Origin of the sequence: Agrobacterium bohemicum (genome assembly GCF_001562555.1) — a bacterium.
GTDB classification, from domain to species: domain Bacteria; phylum Pseudomonadota; class Alphaproteobacteria; order Rhizobiales; family Rhizobiaceae; genus Agrobacterium; species Agrobacterium bohemicum.
Genome location: NZ_KQ961028.1, coordinates 138,386 through 160,606 on the forward strand (window position 1 = coordinate 138,386; position 22,221 = coordinate 160,606).

Below are 22,221 nucleotides of genomic sequence, written 5' to 3' on the forward strand. Positions count from 1 at the left end.
ATCGCCGCACATTTGTGAACCTAAATTGTCGTTCGTTTTAAAGTGTCTCGGAAAACGGTCTGGCGCGTTGCGGCAGACGCTCCAAAATCAGCTTTGTCAGGTGCTCGCGCACCTCGCGGTAGGCTTCCAGAATCTGCTCCCGGGTACCGGTTGCGACCGTCGGATCCATTGTTGGCCAATAGACGACATCTAGAGAGTTGGATCTGGTCAATTCAAGTGCTTTGTGGTGCGCCTCGGGTGTCAAAGTGATGATGAGGTCGAAAAAGTCATCCTCTATCTCATCCATCGTGCGCGGTTTGTGTTTCCCCAGCGCCAGCCCGGCCTCATCCAGCACTGCATCCACGAAAGGGTCTCGCTCACCTGCGCGCACGCCTGCCGATTGGATATAGATGCCGGGAGCAACGAGCTGTTTAGCGATGACTTCTGCCATGGGGGAGCGGATGGCGTTCATGCCGCACATGAACAATATGGCGCGCGGTACCTTTTCTTTCAAGTCGATGGTTGTCGGGTCCTGCATACCTAGCCCCGCCAATACAACACACAGACAAGTGTGAAGAGACGCCGCGCCGTATCGAAGTCCACTTTCAGTTTCCCGGACAACCGGTCCATCAGAGTTTGCGAGCCATCATTGTGGATGCCGCGCCGTCCCATATCGATGGCCTCGATCTGGCTTGGTGTGGATGAGCGGATCGCTTCATAATAGCTCTCGCAGATCATGAAGTAGTCTTTGATGATGCGCCTGAAGGGCGTCAGCGACAGGATGTGGGTTGCGACTGCCTGCTCGTCTTCGGTCTTGATCGAGAACACCAACTTGGTGTCAACGAGAGAAATATTGAGCTTGTAAGGCCCGCCTGCGTGACCGATCGGCTCGAAACTGTTTTCCTCAATAAGGTCAAAGATGGCAACGGCCCGTTCATGCTCGACGTCAGGCGTGGACCGGCCGATGCTCTCGTCCAGAACCACATCACAGAGCCTGAAAGTGCTCGAACCCATCCCTCACCCTTCCAGATTGAGGCGGATGGCGACGGAGCGCGCATGCGCATCCAGCCCTTCGGAACGGGCAAGCGTAATGGCGGAGGGCGCAAGCTGGCGCAATTGCTCCGGCCCCAGCCGCAGGATGGACGTACGCTTGACGAAATCCAACACCGAGAGACCAGACGAGAAGCGAGCAGAACGCGCCGTCGGCAAAACGTGGTTGGAACCGCCGACGTAATCACCAATCACCTCGGGTGTGTGGCGGCCAACGAAGATAGCGCCCGCGTTGCGAACGCCTGCCATCAGTGCATCAGGGTCATCCACTGCCAGTTCCAGATGCTCGGCGGCGATCCGATTGGCCAGCGGCACAGATGCAGCAAGGTTTTCGACCAGTATGATAGCACCGAAATCGCGCCAGCTGGCCGTTGCAGTTTTAGAGCGTGACAATAGCTTCAACTGTCGCTCGACGGCTTGCTCTACCGCTTTGCCAAGATCGGCATCATCGGTAATCAGAATGGACTGCGCGCCCTCGTCATGCTCGGCCTGTGCCAGAAGATCGGCGGCCAGCCATTCGGGATCATTATTCTTGTCGGCAATGACAAGCACTTCCGATGGTCCGGCAATCATATCGATGCCAACGGTGCCGAAAACATGGCGCTTGGCTGCAGCCACGTAAGCATTACCGGGGCCGACTATCTTGGCAACCGGAGCAATCGTCTGCGTACCGTAGGCTAGCGCCGCGACGGCCTGAGCGCCGCCGATACGATAGATTTCCTCGACGCCAGCAATTCGCGCCGCAGCCAGCACTGCAGGGTTGATGATGCCTCCATTGGCGGGAACGACCATGACGATACGCTCTACCCCAGCAACCCTGGCCGGCACGGCATTCATCAGAACCGAACTTGGATAGCTTGCCGTACCGCCGGGAACATAAAGCCCGACCGCATCGATTGCAGTCCAACGAGAACCGAGGCCGACACCGATGTCATCTTCATAGATATCGTCTTTCGGCATCTGACGCGCGTGGTGCTTTTCGATTCGCGCTGAGGCAAACTTCAGGGCATCGAGAACGGCGGGATCGACCTGCGCAATCGCTGCATCGATTTCCTCTGCCGTGACGTGCATGGAGGTCTTGTTGAAATCCAGGCCGTCGAATTTGAGGGAATAATGCGCCAGCGCCTCATCGCCTCGGCTGCGGACATCATCGATGATATCGCGCACGACAATGTTGACGTCTTCGGACACTTCTCTCTTTGTCGTCAGGAATGCTGCGAAAGCCTGTTCAAAATCTTGAGACGCCTGTTCCAGCCAGATTGCCACGTCACTTACCCTCTTGCGGCCCCATTATGAAAACAGGGCTAAATGCTTTGCCTGCACGCTTTCGCATGCGCTCTTGGGTATGTGGCATAAATTAAAACAGGCGGGCAAGGCAATTCCCTGTCCGCCTGCTTTATAAGATCAGTCTTGCGGGTGGTGCGGTTTCGATGTCGTTTCCCAGCCACCGCTGACATCCGACAGCTGAGCTTCGATGCACTCGACATCGAGCGCGATAGCACCACCGCCGGAAAGGGTCAGCTCAACCGTTCCATCCGGGCCTTCCCCGTTTTGGTTGAACTGCACCGCTAGCAATGCGAGAACCTGTTCCTTGTTATCACGGTCAAAGCCGTAAGAGCGGACATTGCCCACTCGCTTCAGCGCCAGAACGCTTCGGCACCGCTCCTGCGGCTGGCCCTTTTTGCTGCCGTTTTCCCAAACAAAACGGTTGGACGACAGCAGAAACTGGCCGGATTTACGATCAAACGACGCGTCCTTCAATTTGAAAACGCTGTCCTGCATATGGGTCGAGATGACGGAGAGATCTTCGCTGTCCAGCGCCATCAATTTAAGGCCACTCATCGTGTCTATGTCCTCTTTGCGCGGACAACGCCGCTTATATCCAATTGTGACTTGGAGATAGGCAGTCGAAGCCCGCTCTACAACCGTCGGGCTTCGATGAGAGGGCAGTATTAGTCGCTGACGCGCTCAACCTGCGCACCGCAACGGTTGAGCTTTTCTTCCAAACGCTCGAAACCACGATCAAGGTGGTAGACGCGCGAGACCACCGTTTCACCTTCCGCCACAAGACCGGCGATGACCAGCGAAACGGATGCACGAAGATCGGTCGCCATGACAGGTGCACCCTTCAGGCGGGAAACACCTTCAATGCGAGCCATCTGGCCGGAAAGCGAGATTTTTGCACCCAGACGCGCCAGTTCCTGCACGTGCATGAAGCGATTTTCGAAAATCGTTTCAGTGATGTGCGAAACACCCTGTGCGCGCGTCATCAGTGCCATGAACTGCGCCTGAAGGTCGGTTGGAAAGCCTGGGAACGGTTCCGTCACGACGTCTACCGGATGAATGCCATTACCATTACGCACGACGCGTAGACCGGTTTCGGTTTCGGTAATCGTTGCGCCAGCAAGCTTCAGCGTGTCGAGCGCATTTTCGAGCAGCGAAGCACGCGTGCCCTCAAGCAGAACGTCGCCGCCCGTCATGGCGACCGCCATGGCATAGGTGCCGGTTTCGATACGGTCGGGAAGCACGCGGTGACGTGCGCCGGACAATGAGGTCACGCCTTCGATGGTAATCGTGGATGTACCCGCACCTTCGATTTTAGCACCCATTGCTGTCAGGCACTGTGCGAGGTCCACGACTTCAGGCTCGCGTGCAGCGTTATGAATGACCGTTGTCCCTCGAGCCAGAGATGCGGCCATCAACATGACATGCGTTGCACCAACCGAAACCTTCGGGAACGTATAGGTCGCACCGATCAAGCCACCAGAGGGCGCTGTTGCGTTGATGTAACCGCTATCGATTTCCATGGTGGCACCAAGTGCCTCCAGACCTTCGATGAAGAGATCCACCGGGCGCGTGCCGATGGCGCAGCCACCAGGCAAGGAGACACGGGCCTTGCCATCACGTGCCAGCAGCGGACCAATGACCCAGAAGCTTGCGCGCATCTTGGAGACGAGCTCATACGGTGCCGTCGTGTCCACAATGGTGCGGCAGGTAAAATGCACCGTGCGGGAATAACCTTCACCCTGGCTTTCCCGGCGACCGTTCACAGCAATATCGACGCCGTGATTGCCAAGAATGCGGATGAGTTGTTCGACGTCTGCCAGATGCGGCACGTTTTCAAGCGTCAGCGTATCGCTGGTCAACAACGACGCGATCATCAAAGGCAAAGCTGCGTTTTTTGCGCCTGAAATCGGGATGATGCCGTTGAGTTGATTGCCGCCGGTTATTCTGATGCGATCCATACGTCCCTACGGGCTGTGCGCCCGCCTTTCCTGAGTGCTTGCGAAGGATTGGCCTCTCCTGCCATTCCAGTCGATGATGTCCGGTCTTAAATTAGAATGGAGAGGTCCTGCCGCGTAATCCGTTAGGCTACGCAATAGAGGAAACTCCGCGCTATTTCAATTTTCTGATGAATGTTTCTTGTCAGCACGATTCGTCCGTTTTTGCGGCGGGCAGACCAATTGTTTCGTCCGCTTCGCCAGCACGTCGCGCGCGCGCCTGCTGTTTCCGCCGGGCAAGGTTCTCGCGCAGCTTCTTCGCCGCACGTGCCTTACGCTCAGCCTCTGCCCTCTTGGCCCTGTCGCCCGGGCCATTTTGCCCAGAGGAAGCGGCGCCATCATCCGCCAAAAGATCGTCGTCATCGTTCATAAGCGCATCATTAGCCGAAGTCCGGCCTTTTCAACAGCCCCCGCTGGTTTTTGCACGGTGGAACGCCGAAGTCGCAGATTGCTGCTTGCGCTCGTCATAAACCTATGGCAATAGGCCCCAACTTGATGTGAAGCAGATGCTTCGACATCGGATGCTGCGGTAGCTCAGTGGTAGAGCACTCCCTTGGTAAGGGAGAGGTCGAGAGTTCAATCCTCTTTCGCAGCACCATTTTTCCAAAAAATTCTAGCCGTTAAATTAGAGACTTCAGCTCGATCTCATGGTCGTGGTGCGTGGCGGATGTGCTCTTGACTATCATCGGCATTATGACAATTTCAGCGCGCATTTGAGTATTGGAGGGCGACGATGAAATTTGCGGTAGCGACTTTTGGTTTGCTTCTTATCGCCAGCGCTGCACAGGCAGCAACCTGTGAAAAGAACTTCAAAGTATCGGGCGTCCCTTTGATGTCAGCCATGAGCTATAAATCCTGGGAAGAGTTTCCAAAGGCAAAGGCGTCCACTGTTTTGCAGAAACTCGCACAGGCCGTTTCCGCGGAAGGGTTTTCCGGTGTGAAGGTCGACAAGGCCCTGTCATCCATCGATGCATTTCAGAAACGACAGGGTCAGGCAGAATCCAGACGCTGAGAGTTGTTGCCCGCCAGAAGGGCGCTGGTGTCAGGGTGGATATTGTTTTCAATATTCAGGCAGGCCAGGTCACGGACAAAGCCGTCGTGCGCGAAGGGATTTGCAACGTTCTGGCCGGAGCTCTCTGAGCAGATTATGAAAAAAAGTGAGCGTCAAGCGCCTCTAGAGATTTCGGCTAGATCGGTTTAAAAGCCCGACTGAACACGGGAAAAAACCATGTTGGTGAACATGCCGATCTGGGAACCAACGAATGGCGCCGAAAGACCGATTGCCACCATTACAGCAATGATCTTGGGGACGAATGTCAGCGTCGTTTCCTGAATTTGCGTCAGTGCCTGTATCAGCGCAATGATGATGCCGACCGCCATGGCAGCGGACACGGCAGGACCAGATGCAATCAGGACTGTCCAGATTGCATTTTGCATAATGTCGAGAGCGTCGGCCTCGTTCATCTCAGTACGCTCGATCCAATCGGCGTCACGAAGCCGAATTGAGAAATAAAAATTTCAGTGACGCCGTTTCCGTCTACACAGAGCGGTATATGATTCGAGCGATATGGTTAAGCCGGAGTGTTGGCGATTTTGATGCCCTCAGTGATCGCAATTGTGCCACCGGTCGTCGTCGTGGCTGTCAGGCCTTCCGACGTGACCTTTATCGAGGCAACGACACCGGTTGTCTTTTCATCGGCACTCGTCAATGTCTTGCCGATATAGGACGACGCGTTCGACAGAGAATTGACAGACAGCAGGCTTTCAAGATTGCTGTTCATCTTAACCGACTGCTCCACCTGAGAGAAGGTCGCAAGCTGCGCGACCTGCTGAGTGGCATCCATCGGGTCCGTCGGGTCCTGATTTTTCATCTGTGCGATCAAAAGCTGCAGGAAATTATCGTAATCCAGCGATGCTTTCTTTGCATCGGTTTTCGCAGCCGACGTTGTTTGTGAGGTCGCCGCGCTGGACGAGGTGCCAGAAATGCCGTCTACCATGGCGCAATTTCCCGTCTCAGTTCGTTGACCACCGCAGGGGTGATTTCGTGACTGTTGAGAATGATTTCTTCCTTCGCATAAAGGCCGCGAATGGTCTTCAGCGCGTCAAACGGGCGACCAGACGAAACCGTTGCATCGATCCGCTTCAATTCGGAACGAATTTCCTCGTTCTTGAACGTGGTCAGCAACATGGTAATCGATTTGCGGAACAGTGAAAGTGACTGTTCCTTGCCCTCCGGATTGATCAGCATCATCTGGACGATGAAATAAAGCTGCCGCAAAGGTGTCGTCGTATCTTCGAGTTGAAGAACGTGGTTTTCCAAAAGGAACGTCACGTCATTGAGGAACTCCAGAGACACCTTCCTGTCAACGCGCAGAACAGCGCCGTTGATGAAGATTTTTTCTCCGGACTTTAGAGAGATGCGCAGCGTACTTTTCATTTTAATCCATCCTTGATGATGGTTGTAACGTCGATTATGCCCTGGTAATTCGTAGATTTACGTTTGCGTATGTTCTCGCACTCTCTAAGAATCCAGATAGCGATGGAAATCAGGTTGGCTTTTAGTTCAACGGGAAGCGCATTCTCAGGCTGTTTAAGATCATCGATGAGACTGGTCCAAACGCGTCTCGTATAAAAAATTGCTTCTATCCCGTCTTTGCCGTAGTGATCGCGCTCTTTCGCGACAGCAAGAAGCTCAATCGATCTGTCTAGAACCTGTCTTTCTCTATCGCGGGCGATATTGGGGTCATCCTCCATTATCTCCGCATATGAAAACTGGAACATTCATCTTTCCTTCATGGTCTTAACGGCCACCCGTCATAGGCGTTTTCTGTTTTCTTTAGAGATAGTTAACCAGGCTTAGGCCCTGTATTTTCGACGTTATCGAGTAAGATGTCTCGACCTGATTGAGCAGCGTTGTCAGACGCGTGGAGGCCTCATAGGTATCGACGCCAACAAGGTTGGTCAGTTGGGTGTCGATGATCGTCTTCTGAGAGCTCATGTAGGTATTCGCCTTTTCCACTCTTTCCTGGGACAGGCCAATTTTCGAACGCTGGGTGTCTATGCCGGATATTGCGGAACCAGCGAGGCTCGTAGTAGCGTCATTGACGACGGCTAGCGCACTTGCGCTCAATCCTGAGTTTACCAGCTGCGACGATATCACACCCGCAAGCACAAGGCTTTTGAAACCGTCCGCATTAGCGGACACCGATGTAGATACGGTTTCCGAAGTACTAATACGGCTGCTCATGGTTGTATCGGACGCACCTGTCCAGGACGGCCAGTCGAAGCTGTCCTGGTAGTCCGCCAGGAACGTCTTCATATCGTCCGCCGTCACAGCGGAAGGATCAGGAAACTGGGTGGTGAACTGGGCGTTAAAGTCCGCGGCTATATCCGTAATGAACGTATCTGGCAGTGTCTGCGCATCCGTGTTGATGCCGGAAAAGAGATACTCGCCGTTCACGGCGGTGTTCGAATAGCTGACGAAATTTTCCAGTGTCGACATTGCCGTCGTCTTGGCAACGCTGAGGCTGCTTGCATCCGTGTTGCCACTCAGCGCAATGACCGAATTCAACAGGCTTTGCGCCGAGGCCGACATATTCTCCATGGCGAGCTGGGACGCATCCATGCGCTGCTCGGCAATGGAGTTGGCATCCATGATCGACTGAAGGCGGCTACTTTCACGCGTATAGTCCAGGCTCGTGGACGTGCGGGTTCCAAGCTCCAGCCCCACATCCGCGTAGGTGCCGGTGACTGCTTCAGTCTGCAACTTGGTGATTTCCGTCTGCGCGTTGGAGACGGTCAACTGCATTGCAGTGCTAATGGATTGAGAAGAAATGGGTGTGGTCTTCATATCAGTTCGCAGCCTCCATCAGTGTCTTCAAGAGATCATCGATTGTCGACATCAGTTTTGCCGCAGCCTTGTAGGATTGCTCGATATCCAGCATCTGAATGAGCTCTTCGTCGAGGTTGACGCCTGTGGAGTTGGAGTAGGCCTCGGTCGACTTGTTCAGCATCGCCGACGAGCTTTCCGCAGCCGTCGTAGCATTGCTGCGATATTCCTCGACCCAGCCGGCAGAATCCGTTGCGAAGCTCAGCAAGCTGGCATTGGTGGATATCCCAGCCGTCGGATCGAATTCGACCTGCGCGTTGAGATTAGCGGCGTACTTGTAAAGAAGATCGGAGTAACCAGTCGATCTATCGACGTTCGGGCTATCACCCGCAATATCGCCGTCACGAAGCTTGATGGGTGTAGCGGCCGCGTCAGCCGACACGCTGATGAGACCTGCCAGACCTGGAATGATCTCGGGGTTTGAAAAATCAACGTCCGAGCCGTCGTTCGTTGTGAAAAGTCCAGCGATTGCGTCGCCGTTTCCATCTGTTTCCGCAAAGGCACCCATAACACCGCGCGCAATCTCATCCAGTTGCGCCTGATAGCTCGGGTAGACCTGATCACGCAGTTGCAAAAGTGCTGGTAGGCTGCCCTTAGCCGTCGTGTTGCTGCCCGCACCCATCTTCACGGCAACGCCATCGATGTAAATATTGCTACCGGTGGCGTTGGCGTCATACGCAGCCATCGAATCGAACGAGACCTTTCTCGCCTTCGTTTCGAAAAGGGTCGTGCCATCGCTGGTGTAGATGACCATGTCGTTATTGGCGCGCGTGGATGTCGAAACGCCGACGATGCCGGAAATCTGCTTGAGTAAACCGTCACGCTGGTCGAGCGCATTGTTCGGATCGCCGCCCGTGGCCGTCGCAGCGCTCACGGCATTGTTCGCCTGCTCGAATTGGGAGAGCAGCAGGTTGAGCTTTTCGACAGTCTTCGATATCTCGCCGTCGGCATCGGATCTCAGCTTCTGGACCGACTGGGTCGAAGTGTTCAGGGAGTTGGCAACGTCACCAGCAGCACTCACCGCTGCAGATGCCAATGTCACGTCACTCGGCGAAGCCGCATAGGTCTGCAAGGCGTTTTGCAAAGTGGCCAGGTAAGTGGAAGGCGCTGCCGTGTACTCTTGACCGCCAAGAACGACGCTGAGCGAGTTCATGCCATCAAGAAATGTCTGCCGTCCTGCGTCATCGGATGTCGCAGCCAGCGCCTGCTTCAAAAGCGCGGTATCTTCGGTACGCTCGATCTTGACCACAATCGCACCGGTCGTTGCATTGGTGGTCGTGATCGCGGTGCGGCGATTATATTCCGTGGAGCTGGCATTCGAAATGTTGTTCGAAACGACACCAGTCTGAACAGCAGTGTTGCTCAGAGTTGCCTTTGTCGTATTAAGCGCCGAAGCAAGCGACATTCACCTGTCCTTTAAAGCTTTACCGTACCAGATTGATGAGAACGTCCATCAGATCGGAACCGGTCTGGAAGACTTTGGAGTTGGCCGTGTAGCTGCGTTGCGCCTGGATCATTTCAGTCAACTCGGTGGCGATATCCACGTTCGAAGACTCAAGCTGCTTGGAAGCGATCGAGCCAAACCCGGTCTGACCAGCAAAACCAAGCGTCACTACGCCGGATTCTGCACTGGTCTGGAATACGTTTCCTGAAAGGACTGATAAGTTGTCCGGGCTTGCGACATCGGCTAGCGGGATTTGGAAAAGTGCGCGAGCAGAAGACTTTGCATAGGTCGCGTAGACAGTGCCATCGGCTGTGATGGAGATAGACTGTACCTGCTCAGCCGGGTTACCGTTAACCTTGCCCTGCTCCATTGTAGAATTGGTCGCAGCAAATTGTGTCATGCTGGACAAATCGATCGTAATGCTCGTCTCATTGTTAGGGTCGTCGATGACCACATTTGACAGATCGAACGTCTTTGTGTCGGTGTCAAAAGACATCGGTTCACTTACGAGGGGACCCTCAGAATAAGGGAAGGAGCCGGTGCTGGATGCGTATGCCGCATCGTAGACGTTGACTTCCCACTCGTTGTCAGCTGTCTTGGAAAAATAGAAATCATATTTGATTTCGTTGCCGAGAGCGTCATAACCGGTGACTGACGTCTTCAAGGTGCTGATCTGATCGACAACCACGGTAGCATCTTTATCACTTGGGAGGTTCGCGGCATCCACGACCGGAGCGGAATCGCTGAGGTTGCCCGTCAGCGAACCGGAGGTCGAAGGCGTAGCCGTCATACCGTTGGCCGAAACATTGACGGGAACGAGGCCATCATAGCTGTTGATAACGGTCGTTGGCGTCGAGCCGGTATATTCATAGCCAAGAAGCGTGAAACCAGCACTGTTGACAAGGTTACCGTTGTCATCAGCAGTGAACGAGCCGGAACGCGTCAGAAAGACGTTACCCGCGGTATCCTGGACGACAAAGAAACCATCACCGTTGATAGCAAGGTCGGTTGAAGACTGCGTGGCGACGGCTGCACCCTGCTGGGAAATCGAATACCTGACCTGGGTGTCGACGCCGCCGGAATTGTAGTTGCCGCCGCTGGAGGACAAAACGAGCGAGGAAAAAGCAGTCGAGGCGCTTTTGTAACCTGTCGTGCTGGAATTCGCGATGTTGTCGCCGACGGTGCCCAGCTTGTTTGATTGCGCATTCATGCCGGACACGGCAGTTTTCATCGTTCCGAAAAGGCTCATCTCGAATCCTCTGTTCTTATCTGCACCAAAGTTAGGATGTGGGCCTTGCGTGAGGCTGTCTGTTTTTCTCTCTGTGGAATGACCTGACCAAAAAATTAATTTTTGTTCGGAACCATTTTCAGCACTCGCCGTTAGTCTTGAAAATTTAAAGCTTCCGTTGCTGCTTCCGCCCAGGCAGAAACAAATAACGCCGCACTCTTGGTGAGATGCGGCGCGGTACTTGTGGAGCTGATTTCGGAAGAGACTCGAAGATTTAGAGGCAGAAAGTCATGCCCAATCGATGCAGTAGCCAAGAAACCTTTTAGAGTCGATCGGGTCGAAACTCAGCTTCTTGCGGAGCTTCTTACGCAATTTGCTGATGTGGCTTTCGACAACATTTTCTTCGACTTCTTCATCGAAGATGCCGTAGATCGCGTTGAAAATCTGCGCTTTCGAAACGCGGCGTCCACGATTTGCAATTAAGTATTCTAGAATGCGGCGCTCGCGGCGCGGCAATGGAAACACTTCTCCGCTAACCTCTGGATCACGCCCATCCGAGAATACCCGGATAGGTCCAGCATCCGTAAAATGCGTGAGAACCGACAGGCGACGGCGAATAGCTGCCGCGCGAGCGAGGATTTCTCTTGGGTGAACCGGCTTGCGAACGACATCGTCCACACCGGAGTCAAAAAGCGCCAGTGTCGCATCCAAAGAATGATGATCGCTGACCGCAATCACAGGCGCCTGAGAACGATCCCGGATAGCCCGCGGCAACTCGTGAGTTGATTCCGCCTGACCAATCAGGAACGCTTCGATTGCCGCAATATCTGAGTCCGCCGCCGTATTTACCCATTCGCCAAATTCAGCTGGATCAAATCCAGTTGAGGGAATTCCCTCGCGCCCAAAAAGGGCTGTGTACCCGTCCTTAACAAGCTTCCGCTCATCAACTACCACGATCATTCGTCCGCCTCCGAATCAGTGTAGCCAATCTACATGCTAGGGTGTACGAATCGAGGGAATCTCTCACAACTACAAAAAAACACAGGCAAAAATTAATAATTGATTAACCATATTGTTCCGATTTGATCTATATATAGTAGGCATCTTCAAAAAATAGGATATTTTTTCGGGGGAAAAGTGCGAGTCAAGTCACTTAGGGCTTGCCTGCCTTTTTTTGTCAGAATCTCGCCGCATTTGTTTGGGGGCTATCCAGGAGACTTGAAGACCAACCCTTGGTTGTTCATCCCAGGCAGAAATTTCTCGCATTGGCGGTCCATTGACCGTAGCCAGTGGCGATGAGATTGCTGATCACCCTGCAGACATACCGTTGCTGGGCTGGGTCGTTGTTGGGTCCAGCATGGTATCGAGCGACCGCCATAGTCCATGTATCGTGACGATCATGGAGACGTTTCAGGAATTGGGCGGCATAGGCAACGTTCTTTGCGGGGTCGAACATTTCAGCGACGGAGCTGAATTCTGCACCGTGAAAATGGACGTTGATCTGCATGCAGCCTATATCGATCAGCTTCGCCCCGCCACGCTGGGCGTCGCCAACCAGCTTGTAAGCCTCCGGCAAATTTTCAGGGAAATACGCCTTGCCTTCAATGTTGATGGCATAAGGGCTCAGCGAGCCCTTGCGTCCCGTCTCGGTCAATCCAACAGAATAAAGGATGCCTTCGGGTATGCCGTATCGATCTGCCGCTGCATGTATCTGCCGCTCACAATCAACTCTGGTGACGGGCTGCGAAGCCTCACAGGTAAACGTGGTCAGGACGAACGCTGGCAGCGCGAGCAGATATTTCAGGCTGTGAAATATTGTCATGGCTATTTGTCTCTTCTCTGGCGTTGCTTCCCGGGCGACGATAAAACTGTTCCTGTGGCTTTTCTTCCTGACCACGCTGCCCTTGCTGCGCGCTTTGCTGACCCGTATCTGCTGGCTGGCGGTTGTTCGTGCCGCTATCCTGGCGGTCCGTGCCGCTGGCCAATGTCACCGTCACATTCTCCACGCTGAAACCCTGAGACTTCAGTGCCTCCAGAATGCTGGAACTATCTTTCTGCAGCTCACTGTAGCCCTTGAGCGTATGCGCAGTCAGCTGCACGCTCAACTCGTCTCCTACCAGCTTCATGGCTGCGGTCACGTGCCCAAGATCAACTGGTGTCATCTGTATCTTCAAGACGTGGACCACCTGTCCGGTGCTTGAAATCATAGGAGACTTGCTTGTCTGGTCTGCCATGGCGCCTGCCCATTGCGGGTCAGTCGCCATCGCCGTCGTTATAGCTGCGGCGTTGGATGTTTGCGCAAGGCCCACAAAACGTCTGCTTTCAACGACTTGCACAACGTCGGAGACATCGCCTGCGGCCTTGGAGACGTCAACCTTCGTTGACCCGTCTTCATTGGTATCGAAATGAAGATCGAGCGCCGGCGCATCCTGCTTTTGCAGTCTCACGACAGTCGAGCCGGTGACAGCACCTTCGGCAAGCGGATCGCCACCAGTCACTGCTCCAGATGCGGTACCCAACACAGAATTTCCATCATCGGGTGACGGAGCAGCCTTCTGCTGAACGGATTGATCGACAGGCATCACGGTTGAAGCGAGCAGCGATAGCAAGTCATTGTCGCCGTTGGAGGTGTCTGTTAATGCAACGTCTGCATCGCCTTTATCTTCTCCGTTGTCGACGGCATCATCCGTCTCGGAGGTCGCCGTCGTGGAAGACAATTTGCTCAGGGCGGTCACGAGCTTCGCCAGATCGCTTATCACGGGCAGTGGCACTGTCTCAGCGGTGGCGTCGGGGAACTGCGTGGCACCGGGCGGAACAGGCTCCGCTGTTTTGGTGTTCTGAAGCCCGTTGAGTTGAGCAGTCAAAGTCGTTTGTGTCGTGGGCTGGCTCGGCGAAACCGCAGCCGCGTCGATAAAGATTGCCGTCGGAGCGATGGTTTTATTGGTTGCCGCAGCGGGCGCGGCACTGACTGGGGCTGCTGACACCTCGGGCTCGGGGACGTCAGCGGGCTGGTCAGCGGTTGCATTCGCATTTGCAGGCTTGCTGGATGCTGAGGGTTTGGGAGGAGCAGCCTTGTCGAGGGAGCCCAGAGTATCGGAAAAGCCCGATCCTCCCCGCTTCGAGGAGCTATCACGGTCTTGACGGCTTGTCTGATTGACGGTTTCGGCATTGCCGGGAACAATAGTCTTTAAGACGTTCATTCTATCTCTCCTCCTGCTCCAACAAAGAATCTATCTCGTTTAAACGAGCTCGGCTCTTGTCAAAGAACTCTCTCAATGGTGCTCCCGCGACGACCTGCCCGGACTGCTTTTGTGCATCGACATCATCATTGCTAGCCGAAAGGACAGTCTTGCCGTCGCCAGCCGGATCGTCGCCTTGACTTGGCGGAGAACCTGAGGCGGCTGGCACTCTCACAATTTGCTCGGCGATCGTTTTTGCCGCGTCGCGCAGTGCGATATCACGCGGCGACAGTTCGTCGTTGGGTATGCTTGCCAGTGTGTCTGTGGCGCTATGGACGGCGTCGCTTGGAACGCCTGCCAAGCCGGAATACAGCTTCGAGAGGGGCATGCGCGACGTATCGCCTGTCTTCGATGTCAGCCCTTCGGCTTCGTCTGTAGCAAAACGTGCCAATTCGACCTGACCGCGCAACGAAGCCTGACGCGCAATGCGCAGATAGATTTCTTCCGCGCGCTTAGGGTCCATCAGATCCGCGATCTCCACGATGTTCTCCTTGGAGACAGCACCAAAGCTTTCGACGACGAAACCAACGAAGAGGTCGGCAAATTGGGAGGCATAGGGCGAGTGCAGAAATCTGACCGCATATTTTCGGACATATTGAAGGGTTTTGTCGGGCTGCTTCATCTGGATCATCGCGATGATCGAACGTCGCAACGCTGCCTCTTCGATGATCGTGCCTGGCGCCGTCAGGCGTGCATCATCGAAGAAAACCAGTGACGCCGCGGGGTCTCTCGTCACGGCAATATTGCCCGCAATCAACATCAGATAAGGACCCAGAACCCCATTGCGGTATTCAGGGAGAATATCGGTGATGATCTTTTCGACCTGCACGCCACGCCCGTTGAAATATTTCTGCAAGATGTTGATGACGCGGGAATCGAAATGTCCCTGCACATCACGCGCAACGAGATAATCGAGCGTCTGCGGATTGCCGCCACTCATGATGTAGGCGAGCGCCGCATCAGCATTTCGGGAATCTTCAAAAATCGAAGCATCGGCCGTTCTCAGCGTCGTATCGATGGTTTCCAGAAGATACTTCTGCATGTCCCGCGCGGAATGATCTCCCATGACGACCGAGTCCTGAACGAACTGGAGGGAGCGCAGGATTTTGGCAGGTGGCAGATCGCTCTGCGCGTATCCGTAACTGGCGCTGGCCAGCCACGAAATGCCCAGAAACAAGACAGCAATGCGGGTCGCTTTCATCATCCGCTGCCTCAACTATCCTCTAGCAATATTTCGATGCGACGGTTTGCACCATTCAGCGGATCGTCGGAGGTTTGCAGACGCCTGTCGGCAAAACCCGACAATTGCTTGATCCGCGTCTCATCCAGACCGCCGCGCGACAACATGAAGTAAGCGGCGTGTGCGCGGTCCATCGACAGCGTCCAGTTGTCTTTTCCGTCACTGCTGTAGGGACGCGCATCCGTGTGACCACGAATGACAACGGCGCCTTTCTGCTTGCTGAGAACCTGACCAATCTTTTCCATCGCAAGAACGAGGTCCTTCTGCGGCACGGCAGAACCGATGCCGAACATGGCAGTGTTGGCCTTTTCAGAAATCGTGATCAACGTGCCACCCTCGGCGGGCGTAACGACAATGCCTTCCGCGAGCTTGCCAGCAACACCGGCAACCTGCTGGGCAATCTCGTCGCGTAGTTCGGCCGTCGTCTCTTCCTGTGCAGCATCTGCCTTGGATTTGGCGGCGGTATGCGCCTTGGCCGTCTTCGTCTTGCTTGGCTTAGAGGACGTTTCACCTATTTCATCGACGGCGCCCGGATCGACTTTCTGCGCCTTGATCTCTGTCGCCTGCAAAGTTGCTGGTGACTCGCTATCATTGATGACACTGGCCATGTCCTGTGGAACAGCAACCGCTTTCGGATCTGTCTTTTTCTGTGCCTTTTCAGGCAGAGCGGTATCCTGGATCGCTACCCCACTTTGATCGGGGCGGACATCGACCTGCTTGCTCCAGAAATCCGGATCGAACGGGTCGCGATAGGCCTCTCCGCCGGACGCGCCGGTTGATGGACCGGAATCGCTTGCACCACCCTCGCCTTTGGCGCTGACATTTGCCTGTTGTCCGACTTCCTGTGCGATTTCGGCCAGAACCGCGTAGGGGTTCTCGAAGAACGCCGCTTCGGAATAGGCCGTCTTGTCGCCGGAGGACGAGGTCATGTCGTCACCGCTTGCAGCAGCGGCAGCGTCATGCGTCTTTTCGGCTTTCGTATCGGACTTTTGCTGGGTCTGCTCGCCGTCGGCAGTTTTTGCGGGCTGCTTCATTCCCTTGTCGGCAGGCTTTTCGTCCGTCAACTTGATGGGATTGAAATAGCTGGCGACGGAAGCCTTCGTTTCCTCGTTTGCAGCATTTACCAGCCACATCACGAGGAAGAAGGCCATCATAGCGGTCATGAAGTCCGCGAAAGCGATTTTCCAGGCACCACCATGCGAGCCTTCGTGACCACCTTTATGGCGTTTAATGATGATGATTTCGTTTTTGCCGTGATGGTGATTTTCGCCTTCACTCATCCGCCAAACCCCGTGCGTTCTGGAAAAACTCTGCCAGTCTCGTCATTAAGACTGAGCTATCCATTTGTACTTTCACATCAATATCGGTCGAAACGTCGTAATCGACCTGATTGTCGACCGCACCCAGACCTTCGCGGATTTTGGACAAAAGATGCTCCGGGCCGGTTATCTTGATCGTACCGGCAAACCCGCCTTCGATCTCGCGGATGATTTGGGCAGAGATATCGGCTGCTGTATCTTTCGCAAGCTCCCGCTCCATGACAACAGAGAACAAACGAAAGCATGCGCTTTCGACATTGTCGGCAATCATCTGCTTCATTGAAATGACCGAGGTGGCGAGATGCGTTGCGATCTCTTCCTCATACCGGACACGCATCGCCTCCAGTTCCTCAACGTGAAGCGCACGCAATGCTTCCAGTGCAGTCTCCTGATTGACGAGCTGTTCCCGCTTGCCAGCCTCTTCCCCCTCGACAAAAGCCTTGCGCTTCTCTTCATCGACATCGATGGCGATTTCGGGTTCAGGCGACCAACTGCTGTCGAAGGCAGAAACCGACGTATCCAACTCAATAATGTCAGCTGCATCAGGCGGCGTGAACTGGCTGAAGTCCTTGAGATATTTTGCCAAAGCTCCGCTCATAGACGCACCCCGTCCGCTATCGTGCTTGTCTTTTCTATGGAGAAGAGAATCATGAAATAATCCGCAAGGCATTCAGAGAGGGCCAGCAGAGCGATTTCGCAGTCTTGATGAGAAAGCGAAAACCCGGCAGCAATTCAGTGTCCTAAAGTAGAGGTTCAAACTTGTGCGAGGATGAACCCCTACCCGACATCACGAAAAGAGAGTGGCAAGGCTCTTTCGGTGGTTGTTGGCAAGTGACACGACTTCGACTGCCAGATCGCGCTGCGTCTTGTAGGCCGTCAATTTGGTGGACTCTTCTTCCATGTCGGCATCAACCAAGCGGCTGACGCTTTTATCCATCGAGTCCTTGAGCGAACTGACGAAGGTGGTCTGCTGGTCCATCCGGTTCGACATCGTACCAATTGAACCACCAAGCTCGTTCAGCTTTTTCGACAATTGGCTGACGACATAGACCATATCATCGAGCTCATCTTTCGTCGTGGTATCGGAGACGGCGATTTCAGTGCCCGTGACCCCAGTCGCTGATCCCGCGTTCAGAAGATAATAATCCCGAGCCGGTGCAGCGGTATCGCCATCACGTGCGCTCGCGTCTACCGCTCCGGTCAGCAATCCGCGGCTTGCGTCACTGGTGTCCACCATCGTCGTTTGCGCCGTGTCGACAGTCAGATGCTGTAGGGAAATACCGCCGGATGCGTCTTTATGAAAGGCAAACGGTACCGATTTTGTTGCCGGAAGCTGCTCGGCCGTATTGTACAGCCAATTGTCGCCGGAGAAGCTGGCAGCCTGCGACACCGATTGCAGATTGTTTTTCAAGGCACTGATCGCACCATTGATCTGACTTCTGTCTGCGCCGGGCTCATATGCTGTCGTCAATTGCGTCATGATCTGATCGACAACGCCGATCAACGACGTCACGGCTTCGTAAGCAGTGTCCGCCTTGGATGCGCCAAGATTGAGGGCATCGCCCACGCTCGTCAACACGCTTGCGTCCGATTTCAGGTTGGTGGCCGTTGACCAATAACCTGAATTATCCGCCGCAGACGCAATCTTGTAGCCAGACGTTACGCGTTCCTGTGTCTTCGACAACGTGTCGTTGCTGAACAAAAGTGTCTGAAGTGCACTCTGCACGGAGCCGGAGGAAATAATCTTGGTCATGGTACCTGCATCGGGCGGAGAGTAATAGGACATGCCAGTTATCTGGCGAAAGCCGCACTCTCATCATGAAGAGGCAAGGATGCGAAGCGTTATGACCGCCGCATGGCTTAGGGTTAACGAAATGTGAACCTCGTTACAAGTCTTATACCCTGCCAAGCTATGGCGAAACTTGCGTGACGAGGTCCAGAGGTAAAGGTTTCTACGATTTCGTATCGACCCTTGTTGAAAACGAAAAAACCGCGCCTCCCTTTGAAGAGGCGCGGTCTTGTCATTGAAATGATGCGACTTACTGGCGGAAGAGCGACATGATGTTCTGAGCGCTGGAGTTTGCAATCGAGAGTGACTGGATGGCCAGCTGCTGCTGTGTCTGGAGCGCCGAAAGCTTGGCTGATTCCTCTTCCATGTCAGCATCGACCAGACGGCTGACGCCTGCTTCCATCGCATCCGACAACTTGGCGGAGTATGCATCCTGAAGGTCGATACGGGTCTGAAGTGCGCCGATGGCCGCAGCAGAGTCCGTCAATCCGCTCATAGCGGTTTCGACGATGGTCATGAATGCGTCGATGTCGCCTTGTGTGGAAACGCTTGTCAGGGCCACGCTCATGACGCTGCCGAGAATACCGCCAGATCCAACACCTGATGTAATCGACTCGAACATGGCATAAGATGCGATGTTAAATTTTGCGGTCGTAACGCTGACGCCGCCGCTTGCGTTACGGATGAAGCCATCGACAACACTTGCCTGAGTGGCGTCGCCGTAGACCATCCAGTTCTCACCGGAGAACGAGGCACCCTGTGCGATTGCGGACAGCTGTTCCTGAAGTTTGCCGATTTCAAGCTGAATCTGGCCCTTGTCGGTAGACTGTTCGCTGGCGGTAACCAGCTTTGCCTTGATCTCATCGACGGCGCTAATGGCGCTTTCCATCGCGGCATAGGCAGTATCAACCTTGGCTGCACCAACGCCCAGAGCGTCGGAAGCGGCATTCAACGCTTTGTTGTCGGAATTCATGGTGGTGGAAATGGACCAGTAGGCTACGTTATCTTTCGCCTGGCCAACCCGGAAACCGGACGATACGCGATCCTGTGTGTTGGAAAGGTCTGTATTGATTGAGCGCAGCGTCTGAAGAGCAGACATTGCAGAGGTGTTTGTCAAAATACTGGTCATCTTCAGGGCGCCCCTTTGGCAATTCTTTAAGAAGAGACATTCCGGTCAAAGCCGGGAAACGCAGCAGGCAGCTTCATGCTTACCGATCTTAAATTGTTCGGTGCGCTGTTTCGATGACCTCAGAAGACAGGTTTATGGTTAATAAAGCTTTAATCGTAGGGATTTTTTCATCTGTGTGAATGGAACATTAAGGCCCAGAGCACCCGTTAATGAAGAATAACTTATTGTTAATATTGCAGATTTTTCTTTTTTATCCCGTTAATTTTTCCCAAAAAAAAGCCGCGCAAATGCGCGGCTTTTCCGTCCGATTTGAAAATTATTAGCCTCTGAAGAGAGACATGATGTTCTGCGAAGAAGAGTTCGCAATCGACAGCGACTGGACAGCCAACTGCTGCTGGGTCTGTAGAGCCGAAAGACGTGCAGATTCTTCTTCCATGTCAGCGTCGACCAGACGGCTTACGCCGGCTTCAATCGCATCGCTCAACTTGCTGGAATAGTCGTCCTGCATGTCGATACGCGAAGACAGCGCACCGAGAGCTGCTGCACCGTTTGTCAGGCCATCAAGAGCGGTCTGCACAGTCGTCAGGAATGTGTCGATTTCGCCCTGTGTCGATACGCTGGTCAGAGCAACAGTCATCACGGCAGACAGGATACCGCCGCTGCCGACGCCGTCGGCAATTGTCGAAAACAGTGCGTAGGAACCGGAGTTGAACGTCGCTGTCGTAACCTTAACCGAGCCGGCAGAGTCACGGATGAAGCCATCAACAACCGTCGTCTGCGAGCCCAGGTCACCCTGAATGGCCCAGTTTTCACCGTTGAAGGACGCGGCCTGACCGATAGCTGTCAGCTGTTCCTGCAACTTGGTGATTTCGAGCTGAACCTGCTCTTTGTTGACAGATGTTTCGCTGGCAGTTGTCAGCTTGGCCTTGATTTCGTTAACGACGTCAATCGCGCTGTCCATGGCTGCATAAGCCGTGTCCACCTTGGCTGCACCAACGCCCAGAGCATCCGTCGCAGCATTAAGCGCTTTGTTGTCGGAGTTCATGGTGGTGGAGATCGACCAGTAAGCGACGTTATCGGCGGCTTTGCCGACCTTTTGACCGGACGAAACGCGATCCTGAGTCGTGGATAGGTCGGAGTTGATCGTGCGGAGAGTCTGCAGTGCAGACATGGCAGATGTGTTGGTCAAGATACTGGTCATAGTATTAATTGCCCCTTTGGCAAGTACATTTGAAGGGACATTCCGGGTTCACCGGTAAACAACGATCAGCATCATGCCTGCCGAATACTATAGTTAACTTTCGGCCGTCGTTTCGATAGACCGATCTAACATCATTAAGGTTAAGGACTTCCAAATATTATATAAAAATTTAGTTAATTTACAAAAAAAATAAGTAATACTTTGTTAACAAACCTAAACAAAAAAGGCCGGACCTTTCGGTCCGGCCTGATTTCTCGTTTTTGGGGTCGATCTTAACGGAACAGAGAGAGAATGCTCTGCGAAGAAGAGTTGGCAATCGACAGAGACTGGACAGCCAGCTGCTGCTGGGTCTGAAGAGACGCTAGACGTGCAGATTCTTCTTCCATGTCGGCATCGACCAAGCGGCTGATACCAGCGTCCATGGCGTCGCTGAGCTTGTTGGAATACTCGTCCTGAAGGTCGATGCGGGTCGAGAGAGCACCGAGAGCGGCTGCGCCCTTTGTGAGTTCGCTCAGCGCGCTTTCAACAGTCGTCAAGAATGTGTCGATCTCACCTTGAGTCGATACGCTGGTCAAAGCGATCGTCATAACAGCCGCTAGTACGCCGCCGCTACCAACGCCATCAGCAATGGTCGAGAACATGGCATAAGAACCAGAGTTGAAGGTGGCTGTCGTAACCTTGACCGCACCACCTGTGTCACGAATGAAACCATCGACGACAGTCGTCTTGGAAGTATCAGAAGACTGAACAGCCCAGTTTTCACCGTTGAACGAAGCGGCCTGACCGATAGCGGTCAGCTGTTCCTGCAACTTGGTGATTTCAAGCTGGACCTGATCCTTGTCGACAGATGTTTCGCTGGCGGTTGTCAGCTTGGCCTTGATTTCATTGACGACGTCAATCGCGCTGTCCATGGCGGCATAGGCTGTATCGACCTTGGCTGCACCGATGCCAAGGGCATCAGTCGCGGCGCCGAGAGCCTTGTTGTCGGACTTCATCGTGGTCGCGATGGACCAGTATGCAGCACCGTCAGAAGCGTCGCCGATTTTCAGGCCGGTGGAAACCCGATCCTGGGTCTTGCCGAGGTTGTTGTTGATGCTGCGCAAAGTCTGGAGAGCGGAGTTGGCGCTGGAATTGAAGTTAATGCTAGACATAAGTTGCCCCTTAAAACGCGGTACAAGAGAGGGACATGCCGGATTACAAGTACCGGCGCGAACGGTTCGGCATCATGCCACTCGGTTCCGTTTTCTTTGGACACCAAACCCGTCACGCAGGGTTCAAAATGCGCGGCAAGCATTTCCAAGTTCTTAATTTCAGCGCCATCGCCAGACCTGTCGATTTTGTTGGTTAACGTTGCGCAAATGGCTGAGAAGCGCGGTTAACCACAATGAAACAGGTGCGATGTGGCGAGACCTGTTTCAAGCAAGGTTCGCGCG

24 protein-coding genes, 1 tRNA gene and 1 pseudogene are annotated in these 22,221 nt (G+C 54.1%); 3 read left to right on the forward strand and 23 right to left on the reverse strand.

All coding sequences use genetic code 11. The annotated features are described in order from the left end of the window. Window positions 1-37: 37 nt before the first annotated feature. From ATO67_RS11440 to ATO67_RS11465, 6 genes are all read right to left on the reverse strand, one after another. Window positions 38-517 (reverse strand): arsenate-mycothiol transferase ArsC, encoded by a 480-nt coding sequence (locus tag ATO67_RS11440; RefSeq protein WP_067648660.1) that lies wholly within the window; start codon window positions 515-517, stop codon window positions 38-40. A 2-nt stretch (window positions 518-519) separates the two neighbouring features. Next, on the reverse strand, window positions 520-993 hold the full coding sequence (locus ATO67_RS11445; RefSeq protein WP_067648663.1) for a UPF0262 family protein: 474 nt from the start codon (window positions 991-993) through the stop codon (window positions 520-522). Window positions 994-996: 3 nt separating this feature from the next. Further along, the gene (gene hisD / locus ATO67_RS11450; protein ID WP_067648666.1) at window positions 997-2,295 is read right to left on the reverse strand and encodes a histidinol dehydrogenase; all 1,299 of its coding nucleotides are present in this window, start codon (window positions 2,293-2,295) and stop codon (window positions 997-999) included. Between the two features lie 138 nt (window positions 2,296-2,433). Beyond that, the gene (locus tag ATO67_RS11455) at window positions 2,434-2,871 is read right to left on the reverse strand and encodes a DUF2948 family protein (RefSeq protein ID WP_067648670.1); all 438 of its coding nucleotides are present in this window, start codon (window positions 2,869-2,871) and stop codon (window positions 2,434-2,436) included. Between the two features lie 110 nt (window positions 2,872-2,981). Next, on the reverse strand, window positions 2,982-4,274 hold the full coding sequence (gene murA / locus ATO67_RS11460; protein ID WP_067648673.1) for a UDP-N-acetylglucosamine 1-carboxyvinyltransferase: 1,293 nt from the start codon (window positions 4,272-4,274) through the stop codon (window positions 2,982-2,984). 181 nt (window positions 4,275-4,455) lie between these two features. Further along, on the reverse strand, window positions 4,456-4,680 hold the full coding sequence (locus ATO67_RS11465; RefSeq protein ID WP_067648676.1) for a hypothetical protein: 225 nt from the start codon (window positions 4,678-4,680) through the stop codon (window positions 4,456-4,458). Window positions 4,681-4,833: 153 nt separating this feature from the next. Here ATO67_RS11465 and ATO67_RS11470 point away from each other — a divergent pair. After that, window positions 4,834-4,908: transfer RNA gene (locus ATO67_RS11470), tRNA-Thr, on the forward strand. Between the two features lie 135 nt (window positions 4,909-5,043). Next, window positions 5,044-5,450, forward strand: a pseudogene (locus tag ATO67_RS11475) (hypothetical protein). A gap of 57 nt (window positions 5,451-5,507) precedes the next feature. Here ATO67_RS11475 and fliQ read toward each other — a convergent pair. The 17 genes from fliQ to ATO67_RS11560 form a co-directional block, all read right to left on the reverse strand. Beyond that, the gene (gene fliQ, locus ATO67_RS11480; protein ID WP_067648679.1) at window positions 5,508-5,774 is read right to left on the reverse strand and encodes a flagellar biosynthesis protein FliQ; all 267 of its coding nucleotides are present in this window, start codon (window positions 5,772-5,774) and stop codon (window positions 5,508-5,510) included. A 107-nt stretch (window positions 5,775-5,881) separates the two neighbouring features. Then, window positions 5,882-6,307, reverse strand: coding sequence for a flagellar hook assembly protein FlgD (gene flgD, locus ATO67_RS11485; protein WP_067648682.1), 426 nt, complete (start codon window positions 6,305-6,307; stop codon window positions 5,882-5,884). After that, window positions 6,301-6,747, reverse strand: a complete 447-nt coding sequence (flbT, locus tag ATO67_RS11490) for a flagellar biosynthesis repressor FlbT (protein WP_067648685.1) — start codon at window positions 6,745-6,747, stop codon at window positions 6,301-6,303. Before flbT ends, flgD begins: the two co-directional genes overlap by 7 nt. Beyond that, window positions 6,744-7,091 carry a flagellar biosynthesis regulator FlaF gene (gene flaF, locus ATO67_RS11495; RefSeq protein ID WP_067648688.1) on the reverse strand — a complete coding sequence of 116 codons (348 nt, stop codon included), beginning with the start codon at window positions 7,089-7,091 and terminating at the stop codon, window positions 6,744-6,746. Before flaF ends, flbT begins: the two co-directional genes overlap by 4 nt. A 55-nt stretch (window positions 7,092-7,146) precedes the next feature. Then, window positions 7,147-8,160 (reverse strand): flagellar hook-associated family protein, encoded by a 1,014-nt coding sequence (locus tag ATO67_RS11500; RefSeq protein WP_067648691.1) that lies wholly within the window; start codon window positions 8,158-8,160, stop codon window positions 7,147-7,149. 1 nt (window position 8,161) lies between these two features. Further along, window positions 8,162-9,604, reverse strand: coding sequence for a flagellar hook-associated protein FlgK (gene flgK, locus ATO67_RS11505; protein ID WP_067648694.1), 1,443 nt, complete (start codon window positions 9,602-9,604; stop codon window positions 8,162-8,164). Window positions 9,605-9,623: 19 nt separating this feature from the next. Next, entirely contained in the window at window positions 9,624-10,892 is a 1,269-nt protein-coding gene (locus ATO67_RS11510) for a flagellar hook protein FlgE (protein ID WP_067648697.1), read from the reverse strand. A 267-nt stretch (window positions 10,893-11,159) separates the two neighbouring features. After that, complete coding sequence (locus ATO67_RS11515) at window positions 11,160-11,831, reverse strand: response regulator transcription factor (protein WP_067648700.1); 672 nt, start codon at window positions 11,829-11,831, stop codon at window positions 11,160-11,162. A gap of 280 nt (window positions 11,832-12,111) precedes the next feature. After that, entirely contained in the window at window positions 12,112-12,693 is a 582-nt protein-coding gene (locus ATO67_RS11520) for a transglycosylase SLT domain-containing protein (protein ID WP_067648703.1), read from the reverse strand. Then, window positions 12,623-14,071, reverse strand: coding sequence for a flagellar hook-length control protein FliK (locus ATO67_RS11525; RefSeq protein ID WP_067648706.1), 1,449 nt, complete (start codon window positions 14,069-14,071; stop codon window positions 12,623-12,625). The genes ATO67_RS11520 and ATO67_RS11525 overlap by 71 nt, the downstream gene beginning before the upstream one ends. Before the next feature lies 1 nt (window position 14,072). Then, window positions 14,073-15,314: a chemotaxis protein gene (locus tag ATO67_RS11530; protein WP_067648709.1), complete on the reverse strand. Its 1,242-nt coding sequence runs from the start codon at window positions 15,312-15,314 to the stop codon at window positions 14,073-14,075. Window positions 15,315-15,322: 8 nt separating this feature from the next. Further along, window positions 15,323-16,630 carry a MotB family protein gene (locus ATO67_RS11535; RefSeq protein WP_067648712.1) on the reverse strand — a complete coding sequence of 436 codons (1,308 nt, stop codon included), beginning with the start codon at window positions 16,628-16,630 and terminating at the stop codon, window positions 15,323-15,325. Next, window positions 16,623-17,267 carry a hypothetical protein gene (locus tag ATO67_RS11540; protein ID WP_067648715.1) on the reverse strand — a complete coding sequence of 215 codons (645 nt, stop codon included), beginning with the start codon at window positions 17,265-17,267 and terminating at the stop codon, window positions 16,623-16,625. Before ATO67_RS11540 ends, ATO67_RS11535 begins: the two co-directional genes overlap by 8 nt. Before the next feature lie 189 nt (window positions 17,268-17,456). Then, window positions 17,457-18,422, reverse strand: a complete 966-nt coding sequence (locus ATO67_RS11545; RefSeq protein ID WP_158667350.1) for a flagellin N-terminal helical domain-containing protein — start codon at window positions 18,420-18,422, stop codon at window positions 17,457-17,459. A 286-nt stretch (window positions 18,423-18,708) separates the two neighbouring features. Continuing rightward, window positions 18,709-19,587 carry a flagellin N-terminal helical domain-containing protein gene (locus ATO67_RS11550; RefSeq protein ID WP_067648720.1) on the reverse strand — a complete coding sequence of 293 codons (879 nt, stop codon included), beginning with the start codon at window positions 19,585-19,587 and terminating at the stop codon, window positions 18,709-18,711. A 319-nt stretch (window positions 19,588-19,906) separates the two neighbouring features. Continuing rightward, window positions 19,907-20,788, reverse strand: a complete 882-nt coding sequence (locus ATO67_RS11555) for a flagellin N-terminal helical domain-containing protein (protein WP_067648723.1) — start codon at window positions 20,786-20,788, stop codon at window positions 19,907-19,909. A 272-nt stretch (window positions 20,789-21,060) separates the two neighbouring features. Continuing rightward, window positions 21,061-21,939: a flagellin N-terminal helical domain-containing protein gene (locus tag ATO67_RS11560; protein WP_067648726.1), complete on the reverse strand. Its 879-nt coding sequence runs from the start codon at window positions 21,937-21,939 to the stop codon at window positions 21,061-21,063. Window positions 21,940-21,974: 35 nt separating this feature from the next. Here ATO67_RS11560 and ATO67_RS23105 point away from each other — a divergent pair, with 35 nt between their 5' ends. Further along, entirely contained in the window at window positions 21,975-22,136 is a 162-nt protein-coding gene (locus ATO67_RS23105; protein WP_157940935.1) for a hypothetical protein, read from the forward strand. The last annotated feature ends 85 nt before the right edge of the window (window positions 22,137-22,221 follow it).

Bases quoted from the DNA above. Each gene is read 5' to 3' on its own strand.
- ATO67_RS11510 (WP_067648697.1), bottom strand. From the start codon at position 10,892: ATGAGCCTTTTCGGAACGATGAAAACTGCCGTGTCCGGCATGAATGCG.
- ATO67_RS11500 (WP_067648691.1), bottom strand. From the start codon at position 8,160: ATGAAGACCACACCCATTTCTTCTCAATCCATTAGCACTGCAATGCAG.
- fliQ (WP_067648679.1), bottom strand. From the start codon at position 5,774: ATGAACGAGGCCGACGCTCTCGACATTATGCAAAATGCAATCTGGACA.
- flgD (WP_067648682.1), bottom strand. From the start codon at position 6,307: ATGGTAGACGGCATTTCTGGCACCTCGTCCAGCGCGGCGACCTCACAA.
- ATO67_RS11465 (WP_067648676.1), bottom strand. From the start codon at position 4,680: ATGAACGATGACGACGATCTTTTGGCGGATGATGGCGCCGCTTCCTCT.
- ATO67_RS11560 (WP_067648726.1), bottom strand. From the start codon at position 21,939: ATGTCTAGCATTAACTTCAATTCCAGCGCCAACTCCGCTCTCCAGACT.
- ATO67_RS11535 (WP_067648712.1), bottom strand. From the start codon at position 16,630: ATGAGTGAAGGCGAAAATCACCATCACGGCAAAAACGAAATCATCATC.
- murA (WP_067648673.1), bottom strand. From the start codon at position 4,274: ATGGATCGCATCAGAATAACCGGCGGCAATCAACTCAACGGCATCATC.
- ATO67_RS11530 (WP_067648709.1), bottom strand. From the start codon at position 15,314: ATGATGAAAGCGACCCGCATTGCTGTCTTGTTTCTGGGCATTTCGTGG.
- flbT (WP_067648685.1), bottom strand. From the start codon at position 6,747: ATGAAAAGTACGCTGCGCATCTCTCTAAAGTCCGGAGAAAAAATCTTC.
- ATO67_RS11445 (WP_067648663.1), bottom strand. From the start codon at position 993: ATGGGTTCGAGCACTTTCAGGCTCTGTGATGTGGTTCTGGACGAGAGC.
- flaF (WP_067648688.1), bottom strand. From the start codon at position 7,091: ATGTTCCAGTTTTCATATGCGGAGATAATGGAGGATGACCCCAATATC.
- ATO67_RS11545 (WP_158667350.1), bottom strand. From the start codon at position 18,422: ATGACCAAGATTATTTCCTCCGGCTCCGTGCAGAGTGCACTTCAGACA.
- ATO67_RS11525 (WP_067648706.1), bottom strand. From the start codon at position 14,071: ATGAACGTCTTAAAGACTATTGTTCCCGGCAATGCCGAAACCGTCAAT.
- ATO67_RS23105 (WP_157940935.1), top strand. From the start codon at position 21,975: ATGCCGGATTACAAGTACCGGCGCGAACGGTTCGGCATCATGCCACTC.
- ATO67_RS11515 (WP_067648700.1), bottom strand. From the start codon at position 11,831: ATGATCGTGGTAGTTGATGAGCGGAAGCTTGTTAAGGACGGGTACACA.
- ATO67_RS11555 (WP_067648723.1), bottom strand. From the start codon at position 20,788: ATGACCAGTATCTTGACCAACACATCTGCCATGTCTGCACTGCAGACT.
- ATO67_RS11440 (WP_067648660.1), bottom strand. From the start codon at position 517: ATGCAGGACCCGACAACCATCGACTTGAAAGAAAAGGTACCGCGCGCC.
- ATO67_RS11540 (WP_067648715.1), bottom strand. From the start codon at position 17,267: ATGAGCGGAGCTTTGGCAAAATATCTCAAGGACTTCAGCCAGTTCACG.
- flgK (WP_067648694.1), bottom strand. From the start codon at position 9,604: ATGTCGCTTGCTTCGGCGCTTAATACGACAAAGGCAACTCTGAGCAAC.
- ATO67_RS11455 (WP_067648670.1), bottom strand. From the start codon at position 2,871: ATGAGTGGCCTTAAATTGATGGCGCTGGACAGCGAAGATCTCTCCGTC.
- ATO67_RS11550 (WP_067648720.1), bottom strand. From the start codon at position 19,587: ATGACCAGTATTTTGACAAACACCTCTGCAATGTCTGCTCTTCAGACG.
- ATO67_RS11520 (WP_067648703.1), bottom strand. From the start codon at position 12,693: ATGACAATATTTCACAGCCTGAAATATCTGCTCGCGCTGCCAGCGTTC.